Source organism: Dethiosulfatibacter aminovorans DSM 17477 (assembly GCF_900142005.1).
Classification (GTDB): domain Bacteria; phylum Bacillota; class Clostridia; order Tissierellales; family Dethiosulfatibacteraceae; genus Dethiosulfatibacter; species Dethiosulfatibacter aminovorans.
The window spans coordinates 71,000-90,202 of record NZ_FQZL01000006.1 but is presented as its reverse complement, the minus strand read 5'-3'; the positions used below and the strand labels follow the sequence as shown (position 1 = coordinate 90,202).

Here is a 19,203-nt window from a genome sequence, read left to right as displayed (position 1 = left end):
CCAACAGACATCTCATATATTTATGTTATTTCATACTTGTACAGCTTAATATTATATTGAGTGTAATATATGAAAGTTGTTCTCTTGCGCAGCTCAGGGGAATTTTATATGCATAAACCCTTGGTACAATGGTTTTATGCTTTAACGGATATTCCCCTTTGCGCCCGTCATAACTGCATTCGCAGTTATGACAGAAATAAAAAAATCGTCCCTGTAAAAACAAGGGACGAGAAATTTCCCGCGGTGCCACCCTATTTGGACTTGTTGAAGTCCCGCTCATTAAAACAACTGAATCCATTTTTTTCGATAACTCAGAAAAGTTATGGAGGTGTCTTCACAAGGGTCTGCAAACCGGATTTCCATCAACACCGGCTTTCTATGATTGCTTCGCATCGTTACTCTTCCTCTGGATTTTGTAGTTGCTTCCTTGTAAATTACCATATTATTGAGTGTCTGTCAATATTTGTGAAATTAATTTTTTCTTTAACAAATAGACCTGTTCGAGTTTTTCACTGTATGTCTTTAAATCCTTGTTGTTCCCCACCCTGTGGATTTTGTTTTTGTAGGGATCCACTATCTTCGATGCGGAGCCTGCGCCCATGGCAAGAATTGTCTGAATCTCCTCAATGATGTTAATATTGTAAATGGATTCATGGCCCCTGCAGGTGTATCCGAAATTATCAGCATTGTTTCTTATGTTTTTCTGTCTGTAAAGATAGTAGATATTCATTCCCAAGTCCTCAAGACTTCTCTTGTATAGTTCATTTATTTCATCAAGTACTTTTTCAAATCGCTGGTTTACGTAATTTTTATTATGGTAATATGAACCTCTTTTTACAGCCAGATTGTGGACCGTCACATTTTCCGGTCGATAGTCTTTTATGAAGTCAATATTCCTGTATGCATCTTCCATACCCTCTCCGGGGAGGCCTATTATGAAATCTGCATTTATTGTTTCAAATCCTGCAGCCCTTGCAATATCAAAGGCTTCCATAATATCCTCTGCTGTATGATCCCTGTTTACAAGCTTCAAGGTATCATTGTTCATAGTCTGAGGATTGATGCTTATCCTGTTTACTCCCATGTCCTTCATTATTTTCAGCTTTTCATTTGTTATGGTTTTCGGTCTGCCCGATTCCATGGTAAATTCAAGACCGTCTTTGATTTTGAAGTTTTTTCTAATGCTTTCCAGGAGTTTGTATGTCATTTTATCATTTAGTATTCCCGGTGTCCCTCCACCTATGTAGATGCTCTGGACATCAAGGTCGAACTCTTCTGATATATCAGCGTTTTGCTTGATTTCTTCAATTAATATATCTATATAGTTTTCTATTTCTTCTTCGCTTTTCCCCACATATGATGTGAAGGAACAGTAATTGCATTTTGTAGGACAGAAAGGAATGCCTATATAAAGGCTGGCATTTGTTTTATTCTTTGCCAAAAGCTTGCTCTCTGTTTCATACACCCTGAAAAGATTTTCTATGGTGTTTTCCTTCAGAAGAAAGGTCTCTTTCAATACACGGGCGATATAACGTCTATCGTATCCGTTCCCTGCTGCAATCCTGATGATTTTTACAGGTCTTACTCCTGTCAGTATCCCATATGAATATGTCGTTTCATAGTATCGTGAAAGCAGTCTATAAAGATTGTGCCTCAACAGTACCTGGATATTCTTATTGTTTTCCTTGTTAAGGAATTCAAGATCTTCCAATGAAGTACCTTCTTCACATACAAAGACGGAATCCACAGCAAGTCTAGAAACTGCCGTGCATTCCATATCCAGGTTGATATCTATATCTATGATGGTATCATTATCATCCAAATTGTCTTTGTCAGCTTCAAAGTCCTTTTTGTTTATGCTGATTTTATGGACCTTGTCAAATATTCTTACGGTGTTAAAAATGCTGTCTGAATATTTATGGCTGTTTATAGTAACATTAATCATTATCTAAGAAACGGATTGTTTTTCTTTTCATACCCTATGGTAGATGAACTGTTGTGTCCAGGGTAGACCTTTGTCTCGTCCGGATAATCAAGAAGCTTCGTCTTGATGGAATTGATGATCTGATCGTATGAACCTCCCGGAAAGTCAGTTCTTCCTATGCTTCCCCTGAAAAGAGTGTCCCCGGAGAATATTGCATCTTCGCAAACAAGACAGATGCCGCCTGGAGTATGTCCGGGAGTATGAAGCACCTTGTATTCCATTTTACCTGCAGTAACAATATCCCCTTCTGACAGGAACTTGTCAGCCTTGAGTATTATATCCCTTCCGAACATCATTTTCGTAAAACTGCTTGCTCCGCCTTTTATAAGTTCATCATCAAACTTGTGTATATACAGAGGAACCTCGTATTTGGCAATCAATTCCTCCACTGCTCCAATATGGTCGCCATGACCATGTGTAAGTACTATTCCTACGGGAGTGAAGCCCTTTCCCTCTATTGCATCAATTATCTGTTCCGGATTGAACCCCGGGTCTATGATTATTATTTCCTTAGTATCCGAATCACCTGTAAGATAACAGTTTACCATGTAGCTTCCAACTACTATATTTTCCAGTATCATTTTTTTCCTCCTAGTTTTATATCACAACTTAGTTGAGTTAATTCATGTGTTATTTGAAATATAAACGCTTCAATTGTATTTCAAATGTTGCATGAATTAGCATGAAACTTGTTGTGAGATAAAACATCATTATTTTTGATTATCACAACTTTAGTCAAATTTATTTATTAAACAGGAATATCGCAACGCTTCAATGCGATATGACTTGTCATAGTCTAAGAAATTCAAAAATGTGTAATCCCTTAAAACATTGGTATTACACGCATAAGGATAATTTCTCAGACCTCTTAATAACCGTGTTCACATGAAGCGTGAACACGGTTAACGCAGCGCAGCTGCTTTCTTGATTAACAAGTACGAAACTTGTGTTTGCTTAAAGCTTCCTTATTTTGTGTTAATTCATGTGTTATTTGAAATATAAACGGTTTTACAGCAGCTTGGTACTGTCAAGCAATATGGTTACAGGTCCGTCGTTGATCAGCTCAATATCCATATCTGCTGCAAATACTCCTGATTCCACCTTGATGTCTGTACATTTAATCTGCTCAATAAATTCATTGTAATATGCTTCTGCCTTTACAGGGTTTCCCGCACCTGTAAAACTTGGCCTTCTTCCTTTTCTTGCATCTCCCATTATTGTGAACTGGGAAATGACAAGCATTTCTCCTTCTATGTCTTTTAGACTTAGATTCATTTTCCCCTGATCGTCTTCAAAGATTCTAAGATTTAAAGATTTGTCTATCATGTAAGACAAATCCTTGTCAGTATCGTCTTCGGCAACTCCCAGGAAAACAAGAAGTCCCTTGTTGATCTTTCCTGTTACAGAATCATCAACCCGTACTTCTGCTTCTTTCACTCTCTGTATTACTGCTCTCATAATTTTATGTGCTCCTTATTTCTTGTACCTGTATACGTCGATTACTCCGTCAATCCTTTTGAATTTCTTGATCAGATCATTCAGTTCCCTTGATTCCTTGATTTCAAAAGTAATGTTCATAACTGCAATCTTATCCTTGTTAACCCTAAGATTAAGATGGGTGGCATTAACCTTGAATTCGGTATATGCACCTGTAATATCCTGGAGAAGTCCCGGCCTGTCGACAGCCTCAATCTGAAGCTCTGCAGTAAAGCTGATGGACTTGCTGTTGTCCCATTCAACCTCTATGAACCTGGCATCCTTGTCTGCAGCGGAAATATTGGTACAGTCCGCCCTGTGCACTGATACTCCACGGCCTCTGGTGATGTATCCCACTATTTCATCTCCGGGAACCGGACTGCAGCATTTTGAAAATCTTACCTTTATATTGTCAAGTCCTTTTATGATGACTCCGGATGTTGGTGCCTTGGACTTCCTGACAGTTTCGACTTCCTTGATTTTTTCCTCGAACTTGTCCTTGTTTACTGCCTTGTATTTGGTAATCAGCTTCATGACTACCTGAAGCTCGGTGATCGTCCTGTGGCCTACTGCAGCATAAAGGTTGTCAAGAGTCTTGAGATTCATCTTTTCAACAACTTCCAGCAGCCATTTTTCCTTGAGAAGTTCAGTGAGCTTGAATCCCTGCTTCTTTACTTCCTTTTCAATGGCATCCTTTCCATGTTCGATGTCCGTGCCTCTTTCCTTGTCCTTGAAATACTTTCTGATCTTGCTTCTTGCCTGACTGCTTTTCACAATCTTCAGCCAGTCCCTGCTGGGACCGTTACTGCTTGCAGAAGTGATTATTTCCACCTGGTTGCCGTTTTTCAGCTTATAGTCAAGGGGTACTATGCGTCCATTGACTTTTGCCCCTATGCACTTGTTTCCTACGGCTGAATGGACCCTGTATGCAAAGTCTATTGGGGTCGATCCTATGGGGAGGTTAATTACATCGCCATTGGGCGTAAAAACAAAAACCTCGTCCGTATAAAGGTCGATTTTAAGGGATTCCATGAATTCCCTGGGATCATTGGTATCCTTTTGCCAGTCAAGCATGTGTCTAAGCCAGTTTAGCTTGTCTTCAAAGTTGTCGGTTTTGATTCCTTCCTTGTACTTCCAGTGGGCGGCAATACCATATTCGGCCGTCTTGTGCATTTCAAGAGTCCGGATCTGGATTTCGAAGGGCTCCCCATTGGGGCCGATAACCGTGGTATGAAGGGACTGGTACATGTTAGGCTTGGGCATGGCTATATAATCCTTGAACCTTCCGGGCAGGGGCTTCCACAGGGTATGGGCGACACCCAGTACTCCGTAGCAGTCCTTGACGCTATGGACGATTATCCTTATGGCTGTGATATCATAAATTTCCTCGAATATCTTGTTCTTGTGGTACATTTTTTTGTAGATGCTGTAGATACTCTTGGGCCTGCCGCTTAATTCGAATTCAATATGGGCTTCCTCAATCTTTTCCCTGAGGATGTTCATGATGCTTTCAATATATTCTTCCCTGTCTTTTCTTTTTTCTTTTATCCTTTTCCTTACGTCTTCAAATCCTTCAGGGTCTATGTATTTGAGGGACAGGTCTTCAAGCTCCCATTTTATGGATGCCATACCAAGCCTGTTTGCTATTGGAGCATATATCTCCAATGTTTCCATAGCTTTTTCCTTTTGTTTTTCAACAGACATATACTCAAGGGTTCTGAGGTTGTGCAACCTGTCGGCAAGCTTTATGATTATTACCCTGATGTCCTTGGACATGGCAATTACCATTTTTCTTAAACTTTCCGCCTGCCTTTCTTCCTTGGACTTGTATTTCACCTTGCTGAGCTTTGTAACACCATCTACCAGATTGGCTATGTCTTCGCTGAATTCATTTTTTATGTCGTCATAGGTTGCAATGGTATCTTCAATGGTATCATGAAGCAAGCCTGCAGCTATGGTATCCACATCCATGTTAAGTTCCGTAAGAATTGTAGCAACAAGATATGGATGGATAAAGAAAGCTTCTCCGGACAATCTTAAAGGAGCGTCATCATGAAGCTTTTTTGAATAATTATATGCCTTTTTTATTAGTTCAATATCTGCCTTTGGATTGTATTCCAAAATATTCTTTATAAGTTTTTCCATGAAAATTACACCACCAATATTTAGAAAAGGCTGGATAAACCAACCTTTAGTATTTCACTATGGATTTAACATTGTATTTATCAAGTTTGTCCCTTCCATTGAGGTCTACAAGTTCAATAAAAAAGCCAAGGCCAACAACCTCTCCACCAAGCTTCTCTACAAGCTTGGCAGTAGCGCTGATGGTTCCTCCGGTTGCCAGAAGGTCGTCAATTATAAGAACCTTCATGCCATCCATAATTGCATCTACATGAATTTCAAGTGCATCCTTGCCGTATTCAAGGTCGTATTCAAATTTTTCAACTTCTGCAGGCAGCTTCCCTGGTTTTCTAACAGGAACAAAGCCTGCCCCCAGATTGTATGCTACCGGAGTGGCAAAAATGAATCCTCTGGATTCGGGACCTACTACTATATCTACATCAACATCAGAAAAATAATCCGTAAGTTCGTCGATTGTTTCCTTAAGATATTTTGGATCCTTAAGAACAGTTGTAATATCCTTGAAGCTTATTCCTTCTTCCGGAAAATTTTCGATCTCTCTAATCTTATCTTTATAATTCATTTTTTTCTCCCTGATTTAAATATTTTACATACACAATATTGCTTTTCAGTTTAAAATCAATCAATCCCTTACGTTGCAGAATTATGATTGTAGAAATTATCTTTTCTTCATTGATTACTATATTATAAAGTTTGTTTATATAATTGACAAGCCTGTTTATGTCAAATTTAAACACGCTGCTGTTGTTTTTATTCAGGACAGCACTGATTATTTCTTCCTCTTCAGTTGAAGGAACCCAATGTTTCCTTGCAAATTCTACCTTTGAAGTGGTTTTCCCGTTAAGATTTCCTGATTCCAGAGATTCAAGATCCTCTTCTGTAATGAATGCCACTTCCGGCATATCAATAGAACCATATCCAATTTCCATAGCTGATACTTTTTTTAGAAAATCAACCTTGATGTTTTCGAAATAATTCCCGGTGAAGTTGATGATGTTGAACTGTACGCTGGATCTTCCGTTGAAGGTGTTAATGTTCAAGTTTCCGATTGCCGGGTTGAGACTCTGGAATTCCTTCTTCTCATTTTCCTCAATATTGAACTTGATGACATCCAATACATTGTCACCGATTTTTATATTTGCCTTGAGGTGATTTCCTTCGGCTCCTATATATCTGTGGCTAACAACTTCATATCCGTCTATCAAGAACACAGGTTGTTCATTTTCGAGACCAAATGGTTCCAAAAGATGTATTTCATTGACTGTATCGAGGTTGATTTTATCGTTTTTCATTATTACAGCATCTATGTCTATTTCTTCGACAAGGTCTGTATCACTGATTTTTTCATTGGCATAGCTTTTTATATTATTGATGAAGTCCTCTATGTTGTCCTCATGGACAGTAAGACCTATTGCCTGGCTGTGACCGCCGCATTTAACTGTAAGATACTCAAATTTTTTGACAGCCTCGTAAAGATTGAATGCAGGGATGCTCCTACCCGACCCCTTGTAATACTCCCCGTTTCTTGAAAAGACGATTGAAGGCTTGAAGTATTTTTCGGTAATTCTTGAACTTACTATTCCTATTACACCCTCATGCCAGTCTCCCCCCTTTGCCACCAAAAGGTTGCTTGCCTTCTGAGAATGTATTCCAATATCTGCCTGAAGGAATATCTTTTTTTCGATCTCCTTCCTGTAGGAATTCAGCCCGTTTATTTTGACAGCCAGATTGCCGGCGATGTCCCTGTCGTCGGAAACAAGCATTTCAAGTGCAAGACCTGCATCGTCCACTCTTCCTGCAGCATTGATTCTTGGTCCTATAATATAGCCAAGGGTACTGGAAGTGACGTCATTGTTTTTGATGGAAAGTTCGTTCAGCAGACTTTTTAGTCCAAGCATTGTGTTGTTGTTTATCTCATAGAGTCCGTTTTTGACAATTATCCTGTTTTCACCCTTGATAGGCACTATGTCTGCCACCGTTCCTACTGCAGCCAACTGAATGAATTTGTCGAGCTCAATCCCAAGGTTTTTGAATTCATCATATGCAGATACAAACTTAAAGGCAAGACCTGCTCCGCACATAACCTGATAGTAAGTCTGCGTATCATCTATATGAGGATCTATAAGTACATTGGCAGGCGGCAGTTTTTCAGGACACTTGTGATGGTCTATTACTATGACGTCAATTCCTGCTTCAACAACTCTCTTGATTTCTTCATAGTTTGATATCCCGCAGTCAAGTGTAATCAGCAAACTGTAACCGCCTTCTATTATTTCTTCAACGGTCTTCATGTTAAGTCCGTATCCATCTGCTTCCCTGTCAGGCAGATGATATCCAAACCTTGCTTCAATTGCTTTTAAAAGAAGAACAAGCTGAGCGGTGGCAGTAACACCGTCAGCATCGTAATCTCCATAAACAAATATTTTATTGTTTTTATCTGCATGCTTATCAAGTAGTTCTACAGCATCTTTCATGAACTTGATGTCAAATGGATTTTTAAAATCTTGAAATTCAGTATTCAAGAATTCATTTATACTATCCTTTGATTTCAGATTTCTGTTATACATTGTAATGGCAGTTATCTGGTTCAAATGATAATTATCTGCAATTTCAGCAACCAGTTTTTCATCATAAGTTCTTATATGGAATTTCTTCCTCAATCAGTTTGCTCCTCTTCTTCAACAGGGGCTGAATTTTCTTCTTTATGGACTTCAGTCTGTGGTCCAGGTCTTTTTGACAATTCTTTAATCTTCTCTTCACTTGAACTCAGTTCAGACTTAAGGTCTGAATTGAGTTGCTGAAGATCGGTATTTTCCTTTTCCAGATTTTCGTTTTTTGTGGAAAGCGTTGTGTTTTCTTCGGTTAAACCCTTGATTTGCTTGTTCAACGCCTTGATGTTCCTGAGCCTCTTGATTTTCCCGAATGTGCTGAGCGCTACGGTAACCAGGGCTCCCAATCCTACAGATGCCAGGATGACCAAAGCCTGTGACATTTCACCCTGGAAAAAGAACAAATCTATTGTAACAGTGTCGCCGTTTTGAATTGCGAATATTGCGATGAAAATTGATACTATCAACAATAAAATAAAGTTAACTTGCATGTTACATATCTCCAGCTTTTATTAATACAATTATACTACAAATATCCATTCATTCATATAATTAATTCTGAACCTTATGTGGGTTGTAGTAGTTCACATCACCCTTCAGTGACTTGAGCATAACCCATATGGGGCTGGCTATGAAAATGGATGAATATGTACCTGCAAGAACTCCAACTATAAGCGGAAAAGCAAAGTCCTTTATTGCCTCAACACCAAAGATATAAAGGGCGGATATGGCAAACAAAGTTGTTACAGATGTATTTATGGACCTTATAAGAGTTTGAGAAATACTTAGGTCCACAATTTCTTCATATTTGGATTTCCTCATTTTCTTGATGTTCTCCCTGATTCTGTCAAAGACAACTATGGTGTCGTTTATGGAGTATCCGACTATTGTCAGCATGGCTGCTATGAAGGAGCTGTTCACAGGCACCTTGAAAATCGAGTATACCGCAATACCGATGAGAACGTCATGTATAAGGGCAATTACTGCCGCCACTCCAAAGAGGAACTCGAATCTCAGCGTAATGTATGCAAGCATGCATACTGAAGCAATAACAACAGATATTACTGCCTTTCTCTGGGTTTCCTTGCCTATTGAAGGACCGAACTTGTTCTGACCGATGAAGTCGGCATCCTCAAGACCGTACTTGTCCCTGAATTGTGTGAAGATTGCAAATCGTTCTTCATTATCAAGGTTTACAGTGGTTTTGATGATTATTTCATTGTTGTCATCACCTGCATGAACTATGCTTGCATTTTTGTCGAAGCTGTCAGTGATTTCCCTGATGTCATCCACGGGAATTTCGTCGTGAACATCTATCTGCAGGTGCGTTCCTCCGGTGAAGTCTATCCCGACATTCAAGCCCCTTGCAAATATGAGGACAATTCCTGTCAAAATTATCAGTATCGATACTGCAAAATATATTTTTTTATTTTTAACAACATTAAGCTTCATGTTTTGCCTCCCTTACTCCATACATCCTTTTGTCTTTGGAAAGTTCCATCTTCACGATTGTCTTAAGGAGGAATCTCGTTACAAAGACAGCCGTCAGCAGGGATACTCCAAGACCTACAAGTAGTGTAACTGCGAATCCTTTGATTGTACCGGTTCCGAAATAGAACAATACAAGTCCTGCTATGAGGGTTGTAACGTTGGCATCGATTATTGTCCTCATGGCTCTTTTGAAGCCTGAATCAACTGCTGTTCTCACTGATTTTCCAACAATAATCTCTTCCTTTATTCTTTCAAATATCACTACATTGGCATCAACTGCCATACCTACAGACAGTATAAGACCTGCTATACCTGGCAAGGTGAGCTTTGCGTCTATGCCAATAAGCACTCCCAATACAACCATTATGTAGATTACCAATGCAACATCTGCAGCTATACCGGGCAGTCTGTAGAAGAATATCATGAACAGGAATATAAGTATCAGTCCGATGATTGCAGCATCAATACTCTTGTCAAGAGATTCAAGTCCAAGAGTTGGGCCTACGACGGAGACTTCTATTTCTTCCATCTCAACAGGCAGAGCTCCGGCTCTAATGAGGTTTGCAAGGTTTGTTGCTCCTTCTATGGTGAAGCCACCGGAAATGACTCCTTTTCCGTCTGTTATCTCATCATTTACATAAGGAGCGGATATTATTTCTCCATCCAGTACGATTTCAATAATCCTGTCTTCCCTGTTTGGTTCGCTAACGAGTCTTCCTGTTGCTTCTGCAAAGGCTTCCGCACCTGCCTTGTCGAATTCAAGGGCTACTACTATATCGTTATTCTCACCATATGTAACCTTCGATTCCTTTACGTTTTCTCCTGTCAGCACAACAGTTCCGTCAAGTTCCCTGAATTGGAGCTGTGCCGTTTTTCCTATAAGGTCGATGGCTTCCTGAGGGTTTGTAAGTCCTGCCAGCTCTATCCTTATTCTGTTGTTGTTTTCAACAGTGATGTTCGGTTCCGATACACCAAGGCCGTTTACCCTTTGTTCTATGATCGATTTTGCCTGGGATATTTTTTCGTCCAGTTCCGTTCCCGTAGCATCAGTCACCGCTTCCAAAACTACATAGACACCGCCTGACAAGTCAAGTCCCAGATCCATTTCATCCTTTACAGGGCTGATGATATATCTGCCAAGATTCATTCCGAAAGATGAAAGATACACTCCTACTGCTACTATAAGAACAATAACAGCAAATATAATCCTGTTTCTGTTTTTCATAATTAACACTAACCTCCTGGTTTTATGCAACAACTTAGTTGAGTTGATTAATGTGTGATAAGATATATTAATGGTTAGATTGTATATTGTATTACACATTAATCAGAACATAACTTGTTGTAGGATAAAACATCCTTAAATTTAGATGGCGCGACAACCTAGCATCACGCCTAAAAAAAATTATACATTTATTAATTTTCTAAATCAATAAAAATTTGTTATCTTTTCGTAATACCTTATGCTTATCTCTTTTATTTCTTCTATTTCCTCAGCTGTAATCTGTCTCTTTATGCAGCAAGGATTGCCCATAACGACAGAATTGGGAGGTATTTTCTTCCCAGGCGGAATCAGGGTGCCTGCCGCAACCATGCAGTTTTCACCTATTTCACAACCATCCAGGAGTATTGCTCCTATTCCGATTAGAGTGTTGTTTCCTATGATACAGCCGTGAAGGTTCACATTATGTCCAACAACAACATGATCTCCAATTATGGTAGGAAAGCCTAAAGAAGTATGTACTACTGAACAATCCTGTATATTGGAATATTCACCAATAACTATTTTGTCGCGGTCGCCTCTAACCACTGCATTGAACCAGACGCTTGAACCTCTTTTCATTTCTACTGCAGCAGCCACAACTGCTGTTTCGACTATCTTTGTTTCTTTGTGAATCTTGGTCTCATATCCGTCTATTTCAATTATCATATCAGCCTAGCCTTTCAGCCTTAAGCCTTATGGCACACTCTATTCTTTTTCTTTCCATTTCACAGCCTATACTATATGGCTTCTTGAAGTCTTCATTGAAATTCCATGCATTTGCATGACATCCGCCGCTGCAGAAATACTTTGCCCAGCACTTGCTGCATTCTTCCTTTGCAAGTACGTTGCTTTCATAAAGCCTGTCCGGAATCTCGGTATTTGTTATTCCTTCGTTTAGGGTGCCTATCTTGAATTCATCTTCTCCGACAAACTGGTGACAAGGATATATGTCTCCCTCGGGAGTTACAGCTATGTATTCATTGCCTGCCCCGCAACCTGAAATCCTTTTGTAGACGCAGGGACCATGTTCAAGGTCTATTTCAAAGTGGAAGAAGTTGAATTCCTTGTCGGTTCCTATGGAATCCTTATACAGGTGATACAGTTTTTCATACTCGTCCTTCACCTTGTCCAGGTCCGATTCCTTAATTTCATATATATTGCCGGGCTCGGTTACGACCGGCTCCATTGACAGGCTTTCAAAGCCAAGGTCCCTCATATGCTTTACATCTTCGGAAAAATCGAGATTTTGTCCGGTGAATGTTCCTCTTATAAAATATGACCTGTTTTCTCGTTTCTTTACAGCATTCTTGAATTTCGGAACTATGAGATCATAGCTTCCCGTACCCTTTGGAGTGACTCTTACATTGTCATTGACTTCCTTTCTTCCGTCAAGGCTCATAACAACATTGTCAAAATGCTCGTCTATGAACTCCATCTTTTCATCGTCAAGGAGTACTCCGTTTGTGGTTATTGTAAATCGGAAGTTTTTGTTGTATTTCTTTTCTTCCTGTCTTCCATAATGTACAAGTTCCTTGCATACATCGAAATTCATAAGGGGTTCTCCGCCGAAGAAGTCCACTTCAAGATTTCTTCTGTCTCCTGAATTCCTGAGTATGTAGTCCAGCGCTTTTTTGCCTGTTTCAAGGGACATCATCGACTTTTGAACCTGGTAGTCCCCCTGGGATGCAAAACAGTATCCACAGCGAAGATTGCAGTCATGGGCTACATTGAGGCACATTGCCTTCAGGACAGGCTTGATCTTCGGAGTGACATTCAGTTCCTCCGTATATATCATCTTGTTGTCCTCCAGCTCCTTAAGTTCCTTGCAAGCTTCATCAATATCTTCCCTGGAATATTTCTTAAGCAATGTATCTATATTTTCTCTTTTTTTATAGTAATCGGTCTCAAGTATGTCATAGACCATATTGTCTATTTCGTGGATCAATCCGCTGTTGACATCCACAACAAATCTTTTATTGTCCAGTTCGAACAAGTGTATCATTTTTTTCTTGTATACCAAAATTAGATATTCAGTATACTCTCCTTTCCTAAATTTATTTCCACTCAAGATGATTAAGTATTTATGTATCATCTTGAACGCCTGGTAATATATAATTCTCAGGTCATCAAGCCCTTAAAATTAACTATCAGTAATGTTTCCGACAGTTATCATAACTGTCTACTAAATAAAAAAGTAGTGGGAATCCACTACTGTTTTACTTCTCACATTTTTGATTTCCTACAGTACATGAAGTTTTGCATGCAGACTGACATGAAGTTTGACACTCTCCACAGCCCTTGTTCTCCAAATTGCTTGATAAATTCTTTGTGTTAAGATTCTTTATATGCTTCATATAAACCTCCTGCTCATTAATTGCTATAACATTATAGCATATTAATATTAAAAAACAAAGAGTTTTAATGATTCAAGATAAAAATAAAAAGAGCCCCTTGGCTTGTCATGGACAAGACCTGGAACTCCAGATTGTTCTTCAGGTTATTCTTCTGTTTTTTCTACAGTTTCTTCTGTTGCTTCAACTACTTCTTCAGCTTCAACAACTGTTTCTTTTACCTCTTCAACAGGCTCCTTGATCTCCTCAACCACTTCTTTTTCCTTAGAAGGGTTTACCACGCTGTGAATGGCCCATTTCTGCATTTTAAGTCTTTGCTTGGCATGATCAAGCTCTATAACGACTATTTCGTCATTCACTTTAACGATCTTTCCCTGGATACCGCCGATAGTAACAATCTCATCACCTTTTTTTCAAAGAAGCTCTCATATCCTTAACTTGCTTATCTCTTTTTCTTTGTGGTCTTATCAGCATGAAATAGAAGATAGCAAACATCGCTACCATGAAAATAATACTTGTTGCTCCACCTTGTGCCATTGTAACCTCCTGTTAGTTATTATTTTTTATAACCGTATTTTTGATAGAAGTCATTCTTGAATTCAAGAAATCTTTCTTCTCTAATAGATATTCTAATATTTTTCATCAAATTAATCAAGAAGAAAAGATTATGAATTGTTGCCAGTCTGGCTCCAAGTATCTCATTTTCCTTGAAAAGATGGCGCAAATAGGCTCTTGAATAATTTTTGCAGCAATAGCATTCACACTCGTCATCTATGGGACTGAAGTCGTTTCTATGGACTGCGTTCTTTATTGTGATCCTTCCCTTGCTGGTCATGAATGCACCGTTTCTGGCCATTCTTGTAGGCATTACACAGTCTGCCATGTCTATGCCTCTTTCTACAGCCTCAAAGATATAATCGGGACTTCCCACCCCCATAAGATACCTCGGCTTGTTTCTCGGCATTTCGTGTACCATGTAGTCAAGAACTTCTTTCATGATTTCTGCAGGCTCCCCTACACTCAATCCTCCAAGTGCATAACCGGGAAGGTCAAGCTCTACAAGCTGCCTTAGACTTTCGAGCCTCAGGTCCTTGTACATGCTTCCCTGTACGATGCCGAAAAGTGCCTGTTTATCCGTATTCTTATGGGCTTCCTTGCATCTTTTGGCCCATCTCGTCGTTCTTTCCATTGACTGTTTTGCATATTCATAAGTTGCAGGGTATGGGGTACACTCGTCGAAAGCCATCATGATGTCAGAACCCAGACAGTTTTGTATTTCAACAGCTTTTTCAGGAGAAATGAAATGTTCAGAACCGTCTATATGGGATTTGAACACAACTCCTTCTTCCGTTATCTTTCTCATTTTTCCAAGGCTGAAAACCTGAAATCCTCCGCTGTCCGTCAATATCGGCCTGTCCCAGTTCATAAATTTGTGAAGACCGCCTGCTTCCTTGACCAGACTGTGTCCCGGTCTTAAATAAAGGTGATAGGTATTGCTGAGAATGATTTGCGCTTCCAGATCTTTCAATTCATCAGGCGTCATTGTTTTTACCGTCGCCTTTGTCCCTACGGGCATGAATATTGGTGTTTCTATAACTCCGTGAGGCGTGTGGATTTCTCCAAGCCTCGCATTGCATTCCTTTGATTCGTATAATAGTTTGTATTCCAGTGCCATTGCTCCTCCTAAATGTAACATTGTTGCTTTATCTTGATTAATAAATAAACATCGCATCTCCGAAGCTGAAAAACCTGTAGTCGTTGTCTACTGCTTCCTTGTATGCCTTTAGAATGAATTCCCTGTTGGAGAATGCGCTTACAAGCATCAGCAGGGTCGATTCCGGTAGATGGAAATTTGTTATGAGAGCGTCTACAGCCTTGAATTCATAACCCGGGTAAATGAAAATATCCGTCCATCCACTGTCCTTGTCAAGCTTTCCAAGCTTCTTGCAGATTGATTCAAGTGTTCTTGTTGAAGTTGTTCCAACAGAAATTATCCTACCGCCCTTGTTTCTGGCAGCCTTGATAATATCCGCATTATATTCATTGAGCTCATAATACTCCGAGTGCATTATATGTTCATCAATGTTGTCCACCTTTACAGGTCTGAAGGTTCCAAGACCTACGTGAAGTGTTACGTAAGCTATTGATATTCCCTTTTCCCTGACTTTATCCATCAGGTCCTCAGTGAAATGAAGCCCTGCAGTAGGCGCTGCTGCAGACCCGCTAACCTCTGCATAAACTGTCTGATATCTTTCCTGGTCCTCCAGCTTTTCCTTTATATAAGGAGGCAAAGGCATTTCTCCAAGCTCTTCTATGATGCTTTCAAAAACCCCTTCATACTTGAATTCCACAAGCTTAACACCGTCTTCAAGATCTTCCAGGACTTCTCCCTGAAGCTTGTTGCCGAAGTTTATTACAGTACCCGGTTTCGCTCTTTTCCCTGGTTTTACAAGACATTCCCATCTGTCAAGGGACTGCCTTTTCAGGAGAAGTATTTCAATTACTGCTCCAGTGGTCTTTGTACCGAACATCCTTGCAGGAAGAACCCTTGAATTGTTCATTACAAGACAGTCTCCTTCATTGAGGTATTCCAGAATATTGTAGAACTTCCTGTGCTCAATCGTTTCACCGGTTTTGTCCAGCACCATGAGCTTCGACTGCTCCCTGTTCATGATGGGCGTCTGTGCAATCTGGTCTTCAGGAAGGTCAAAGGTGAAATCCGATGTTGTAAGTTTATCATTTTTCATTTTATGTTAACTCCATAATATCTAATCTTTTTGTGTTCCTTGCTACTCAACCTTGTCAAATGAAATCTGTTCGTTGTTTCTTTTGACAAGGTTGAAGTATCTGTAGGCCTTTTCCGTCGCTATCCTTCCCCTTGGTGTCCTGCTTAAAAATCCCTTCTGCATGAGATAGGGCTCACAGACATCTTCTATTGTTATGCTTTCCTCTCCAATTGATGCAGCTATCGTATCGAGTCCGACGGGACCCCCGTTGTAGAAGTCTATTATTGTCTTGAGAAGCTTTCTGTCAATATTGTCAAATCCCTGGGAGTCTATTTCAAGCATATCAAGGGCCTTGTTGGAAATATCGGCATCTATTATCCCATCTCCCTTTACCAGGGCATAGTCCCTTACTCTTTTCAATATTCTGTTGGCTATCCTTGGTGTTCCCCTGGAGCGTCTTGAAATTTCAAAAGCACCTTCTTTCTTGATTTCTATTGAAAGGATATCCGCGGACCTTTTTACAATTTCAACAAGTTCCTCTTCCGAATAATAGTCCAGCTTGCATACTACTCCAAACCTGTCACGTAAAGGAGATGTAAGGGAACCTGCCCTTGTTGTAGCCCCTATAAGGGTGAATTTTGGAAGGTCAAGTCTTATGGACCTTGCAGAGGGTCCCTTGCCGATGATTATATCGAGGGCATAGTCCTCCATGGCGGGATAAAGCACTTCTTCCACGCTTCTATTGAGTCTGTGGATCTCGTCAATAAAGAGTACGTCGTTTTCATTGAGATTTGTAAGTATTGCGGCAAGGTCGCCGGGTCTTTCAATGGCAGGGCCTGACGTAATCCTGATGTTTACATTCATCTCATGGGAGATAATTGTAGACAGGGTTGTTTTTCCAAGTCCCGGAGGGCCGTATAGTAGAACATGGTCAAGGGGTTCATCCCTTAGCTTTGCAGCTTCTATGAATATATTAAGCTTTTCCTTGATTTTTTCCTGTCCTATATACTGGATGAGACTGTCGGGTCTCAGGGATTTTTCCGCTTCTTCCTCTCCCTTGTTCAAGCTGGATGTAATTATTTCATTTTCTCTTTCTATCATAGTCTATCCTAGCTCCCCATTTTCTTTAATGCTATCTTAAGCACCTGGTCGTCTGTCAGGCCTGTCCTGTCTATTGCATTAAGTGCCTTTTTGGCTTCATTGCTGTTGAATCCCAACGAGGTAAGTGCTTCCATGAGGAATTCACTGTCCTGGGCGGGATATTCAATTCCTACGTTGATTTCCGAACCTGAGAACTCGTCCTTAACCTTGTCCTTGAGTTCAATGATTATCTTTTCAGCAGTCTTCTTGCCTATGCCCGATGCCTTTGATATGAATTTGTAGTCTCCGTTGAAAATGGAATACTTCAATGTGTTCACATCTGAAAGGGACAGTATGGACAAGCCTGCCTTCGGACCCACTCCGCTGATTTTTATAAGGTTCTTGAACAGCTCAAGTTCCTGAATGCTTGCAAATCCATATATGCTTATTATATCCTCTCTAACATAAAGATATGTATGTACAGTTGCTTCTTCATTGAGCTTGCTGTTTCTTACCGTGTTCATGGATGTGTTTATGCTGTATCCTATTCCACCATTCTCTATCACAAGGTGATTTTCGGACGACGACTTGATTGTTCCCTTGATATAACTGTACATGGTACCTCCTAGTTTTATATCACAACTCTAGTTGAGTTGATTCATATGTTATTTGAAACATAAACGGTTCAATTGTGTTTCAAATGTTATATGAATCAGTACGAAACTTGTTGTGAGATAAAACATCATTATTTTTATTCATATATCGCAACATCTATAACTTGAATGAATCCTGGAACTTAAGCGAATGGGCATGGCATATTGCTATAGCTAGGGCATCGGCCGCATCATCGGGCTTAGGTATGCTGTTTAGATTAAGCATGACCTTTGTCATTTCCTGCACCTGCTTCTTCTGTGCCCTTCCATAACCTACAATGCCTTGTTTCACCTGCAGGGGAGTATATTCGAAAATAGGTATATTCTTGTTTACGGCAGCAAGAATATGGACTCCCCTTGCCTGACCAACTGCTATTACAGTCTTCACATTCTTGTTGAAGAAAAGTTCCTCTATTGCCACAGCATCGGGCTTGTGCATTTCAAGCAGTTCCATATAGGAATCATAGAGTATCTGAAGCCTTCTTGCCATAGGCATGGTGCTTTTGGTTGTAACTACGCCGTAGTCAAGAACCTTGAATTTATTGCCTGTATAATCGATTATTCCAAACCCTGAAATTGCATAGCCGGGATCTATTCCAGCAATTATCATGTCAAACTCCCTTCCGAATAAATGGTGCATTCAAATTTTGATTTACAATCAAATATGAGCCTTTGCATCCTGCTTACAGTTCCGCATCTTCGGGAAGATTGCAATTGTGGTATATTTCCTGAACATCGTCGTTGTCCTCCAGATGGTCAATGAGCTTGAGTATCAGCTTGATGCTTTCTTCATCTGTAACACTTACTTCATTCTGCGGTATCATGCTTATGTCCGCTCCAAGAATCTTGTAATCTGTGTTCTTGTATGCATTGCTTACTTGAGAGAAGTTCTCCGGTGCAGTGATTATTTCAGCTATTCCGTTTTCTATTCTTACATCATCAGCTCCGTTTTCCAGAGCTTCCATCATTACTTCATCTTCATCGGCAGATTCATCAAGTTCCAATGCTATTATACCGAGTCTGTCGAAAAGGTAAGATACACATCCAGATGATCCAAGATTGCCGCCGAATTTTGAAAAATAGTGTCTGACATCAGCTGCAGTCCTGTTTTTGTTGTCGGTAAGGCAACTCACTATAAAAGCAGTACCGTTTGGACCGTATCCTTCATAGGTTATTGTTTCAAAGTTTTCAGAGTTGTCTCCTCCCGCACCTTTCTTTATTGCTCTATCTATATTATCATTGGGCATGTTTTCAGCCTTTGCCTTGTCTATTGCATTGGCAAGTGCAGTATTGTATTCAGGATCCTGACCGCCTTCCCTGGAAGCCACGGTTATTGCTCTTGCGAGTTTTGTAAATATCTTGGCTTTCTTGGCGTCCTGTCTTCCTTTTCTATGTTTTGTATTAGCCCATTTTGAATGTCCTGCCAT

The 19,203-nt window shown here is 40.0% G+C and carries 20 protein-coding genes; all 20 read right to left on the bottom strand.

The genetic code is table 11. From position 1 onward, the window contains the following. Nucleotides 1-442: 442 nt before the first annotated feature. On the bottom strand, nt 443-1,945 hold the full coding sequence (gene hemZ / locus BUB05_RS03870) for a coproporphyrinogen dehydrogenase HemZ (protein ID WP_073047472.1): 1,503 nt from the start codon (nt 1,943-1,945) through the stop codon (nt 443-445). After that, nucleotides 1,945-2,565: an MBL fold metallo-hydrolase gene (locus BUB05_RS03865; RefSeq protein WP_073047469.1), complete on the bottom strand. Its 621-nt coding sequence runs from the start codon at nt 2,563-2,565 to the stop codon at nt 1,945-1,947. The genes hemZ and BUB05_RS03865 overlap by 1 nt, the downstream gene beginning before the upstream one ends. 427 nt (nt 2,566-2,992) lie before the next feature. Continuing rightward, nucleotides 2,993-3,442 carry a D-aminoacyl-tRNA deacylase gene (gene dtd / locus BUB05_RS03860; protein WP_073047466.1) on the bottom strand — a complete coding sequence of 150 codons (450 nt, stop codon included), beginning with the start codon at nt 3,440-3,442 and terminating at the stop codon, nt 2,993-2,995. Between the two features lie 15 nt (nt 3,443-3,457). Next, on the bottom strand, nt 3,458-5,605 hold the full coding sequence (locus BUB05_RS03855; RefSeq protein ID WP_073047464.1) for a RelA/SpoT family protein: 2,148 nt from the start codon (nt 5,603-5,605) through the stop codon (nt 3,458-3,460). 46 nt (nt 5,606-5,651) lie between these two features. Then, nucleotides 5,652-6,164 (bottom strand): adenine phosphoribosyltransferase, encoded by a 513-nt coding sequence (locus BUB05_RS03850; RefSeq protein ID WP_073047461.1) that lies wholly within the window; start codon nt 6,162-6,164, stop codon nt 5,652-5,654. Beyond that, nucleotides 6,154-8,262, bottom strand: coding sequence for a single-stranded-DNA-specific exonuclease RecJ (gene recJ / locus BUB05_RS03845; protein ID WP_073047458.1), 2,109 nt, complete (start codon nt 8,260-8,262; stop codon nt 6,154-6,156). Before recJ ends, BUB05_RS03850 begins: the two co-directional genes overlap by 11 nt. Next, a complete protein-coding gene (locus BUB05_RS03840) occupies nt 8,259-8,702 on the bottom strand; it encodes a LapA family protein (RefSeq protein ID WP_073047455.1) in 444 nt (147 codons plus the stop codon). Before BUB05_RS03840 ends, recJ begins: the two co-directional genes overlap by 4 nt. 61 nt (nt 8,703-8,763) lie before the next feature. Next, nucleotides 8,764-9,663: a protein translocase subunit SecF gene (gene secF, locus BUB05_RS18640; RefSeq protein WP_073047452.1), complete on the bottom strand. Its 900-nt coding sequence runs from the start codon at nt 9,661-9,663 to the stop codon at nt 8,764-8,766. Further along, nucleotides 9,653-10,927 (bottom strand): protein translocase subunit SecD, encoded by a 1,275-nt coding sequence (gene secD, locus BUB05_RS18635; RefSeq protein WP_073047449.1) that lies wholly within the window; start codon nt 10,925-10,927, stop codon nt 9,653-9,655. Before secD ends, secF begins: the two co-directional genes overlap by 11 nt. A gap of 204 nt (nt 10,928-11,131) precedes the next feature. Continuing rightward, nucleotides 11,132-11,632 (bottom strand): gamma carbonic anhydrase family protein, encoded by a 501-nt coding sequence (locus BUB05_RS03825; RefSeq protein ID WP_073047446.1) that lies wholly within the window; start codon nt 11,630-11,632, stop codon nt 11,132-11,134. Nucleotide 11,633: 1 nt separating this feature from the next. Beyond that, nucleotides 11,634-12,968 carry a thioether cross-link-forming SCIFF peptide maturase gene (scfB, locus tag BUB05_RS03820; RefSeq protein WP_073048211.1) on the bottom strand — a complete coding sequence of 445 codons (1,335 nt, stop codon included), beginning with the start codon at nt 12,966-12,968 and terminating at the stop codon, nt 11,634-11,636. Between the two features lie 214 nt (nt 12,969-13,182). Continuing rightward, entirely contained in the window at nt 13,183-13,320 is a 138-nt protein-coding gene (gene scfA, locus BUB05_RS03815; protein ID WP_073047443.1) for a six-cysteine ranthipeptide SCIFF, read from the bottom strand. Nucleotides 13,321-13,463: 143 nt separating this feature from the next. After that, nucleotides 13,464-13,676: a hypothetical protein gene (locus BUB05_RS18840; RefSeq protein ID WP_073047439.1), complete on the bottom strand. Its 213-nt coding sequence runs from the start codon at nt 13,674-13,676 to the stop codon at nt 13,464-13,466. A gap of 43 nt (nt 13,677-13,719) precedes the next feature. Further along, nucleotides 13,720-13,854: a preprotein translocase subunit YajC gene (gene yajC, locus BUB05_RS18835; RefSeq protein WP_073047436.1), complete on the bottom strand. Its 135-nt coding sequence runs from the start codon at nt 13,852-13,854 to the stop codon at nt 13,720-13,722. A gap of 19 nt (nt 13,855-13,873) precedes the next feature. Next, nucleotides 13,874-14,992, bottom strand: a complete 1,119-nt coding sequence (gene tgt, locus BUB05_RS03800; protein ID WP_073047434.1) for a tRNA guanosine(34) transglycosylase Tgt — start codon at nt 14,990-14,992, stop codon at nt 13,874-13,876. A 37-nt stretch (nt 14,993-15,029) separates the two neighbouring features. Then, nucleotides 15,030-16,064, bottom strand: coding sequence for a tRNA preQ1(34) S-adenosylmethionine ribosyltransferase-isomerase QueA (gene queA / locus BUB05_RS03795; RefSeq protein ID WP_073047431.1), 1,035 nt, complete (start codon nt 16,062-16,064; stop codon nt 15,030-15,032). Between the two features lie 42 nt (nt 16,065-16,106). Beyond that, complete coding sequence (gene ruvB, locus BUB05_RS03790; RefSeq protein ID WP_073047427.1) at nt 16,107-17,144, bottom strand: Holliday junction branch migration DNA helicase RuvB; 1,038 nt, start codon at nt 17,142-17,144, stop codon at nt 16,107-16,109. Nucleotides 17,145-17,152: 8 nt separating this feature from the next. Further along, nucleotides 17,153-17,740, bottom strand: coding sequence for a Holliday junction branch migration protein RuvA (gene ruvA / locus BUB05_RS03785; protein WP_073047423.1), 588 nt, complete (start codon nt 17,738-17,740; stop codon nt 17,153-17,155). A 154-nt stretch (nt 17,741-17,894) separates the two neighbouring features. Continuing rightward, nucleotides 17,895-18,386 (bottom strand): crossover junction endodeoxyribonuclease RuvC, encoded by a 492-nt coding sequence (gene ruvC / locus BUB05_RS03780; protein WP_073047420.1) that lies wholly within the window; start codon nt 18,384-18,386, stop codon nt 17,895-17,897. Between the two features lie 73 nt (nt 18,387-18,459). Continuing rightward, the gene (locus BUB05_RS03775) at nt 18,460-19,203 is read right to left on the bottom strand and encodes a YebC/PmpR family DNA-binding transcriptional regulator (protein ID WP_073047417.1); all 744 of its coding nucleotides are present in this window, start codon (nt 19,201-19,203) and stop codon (nt 18,460-18,462) included.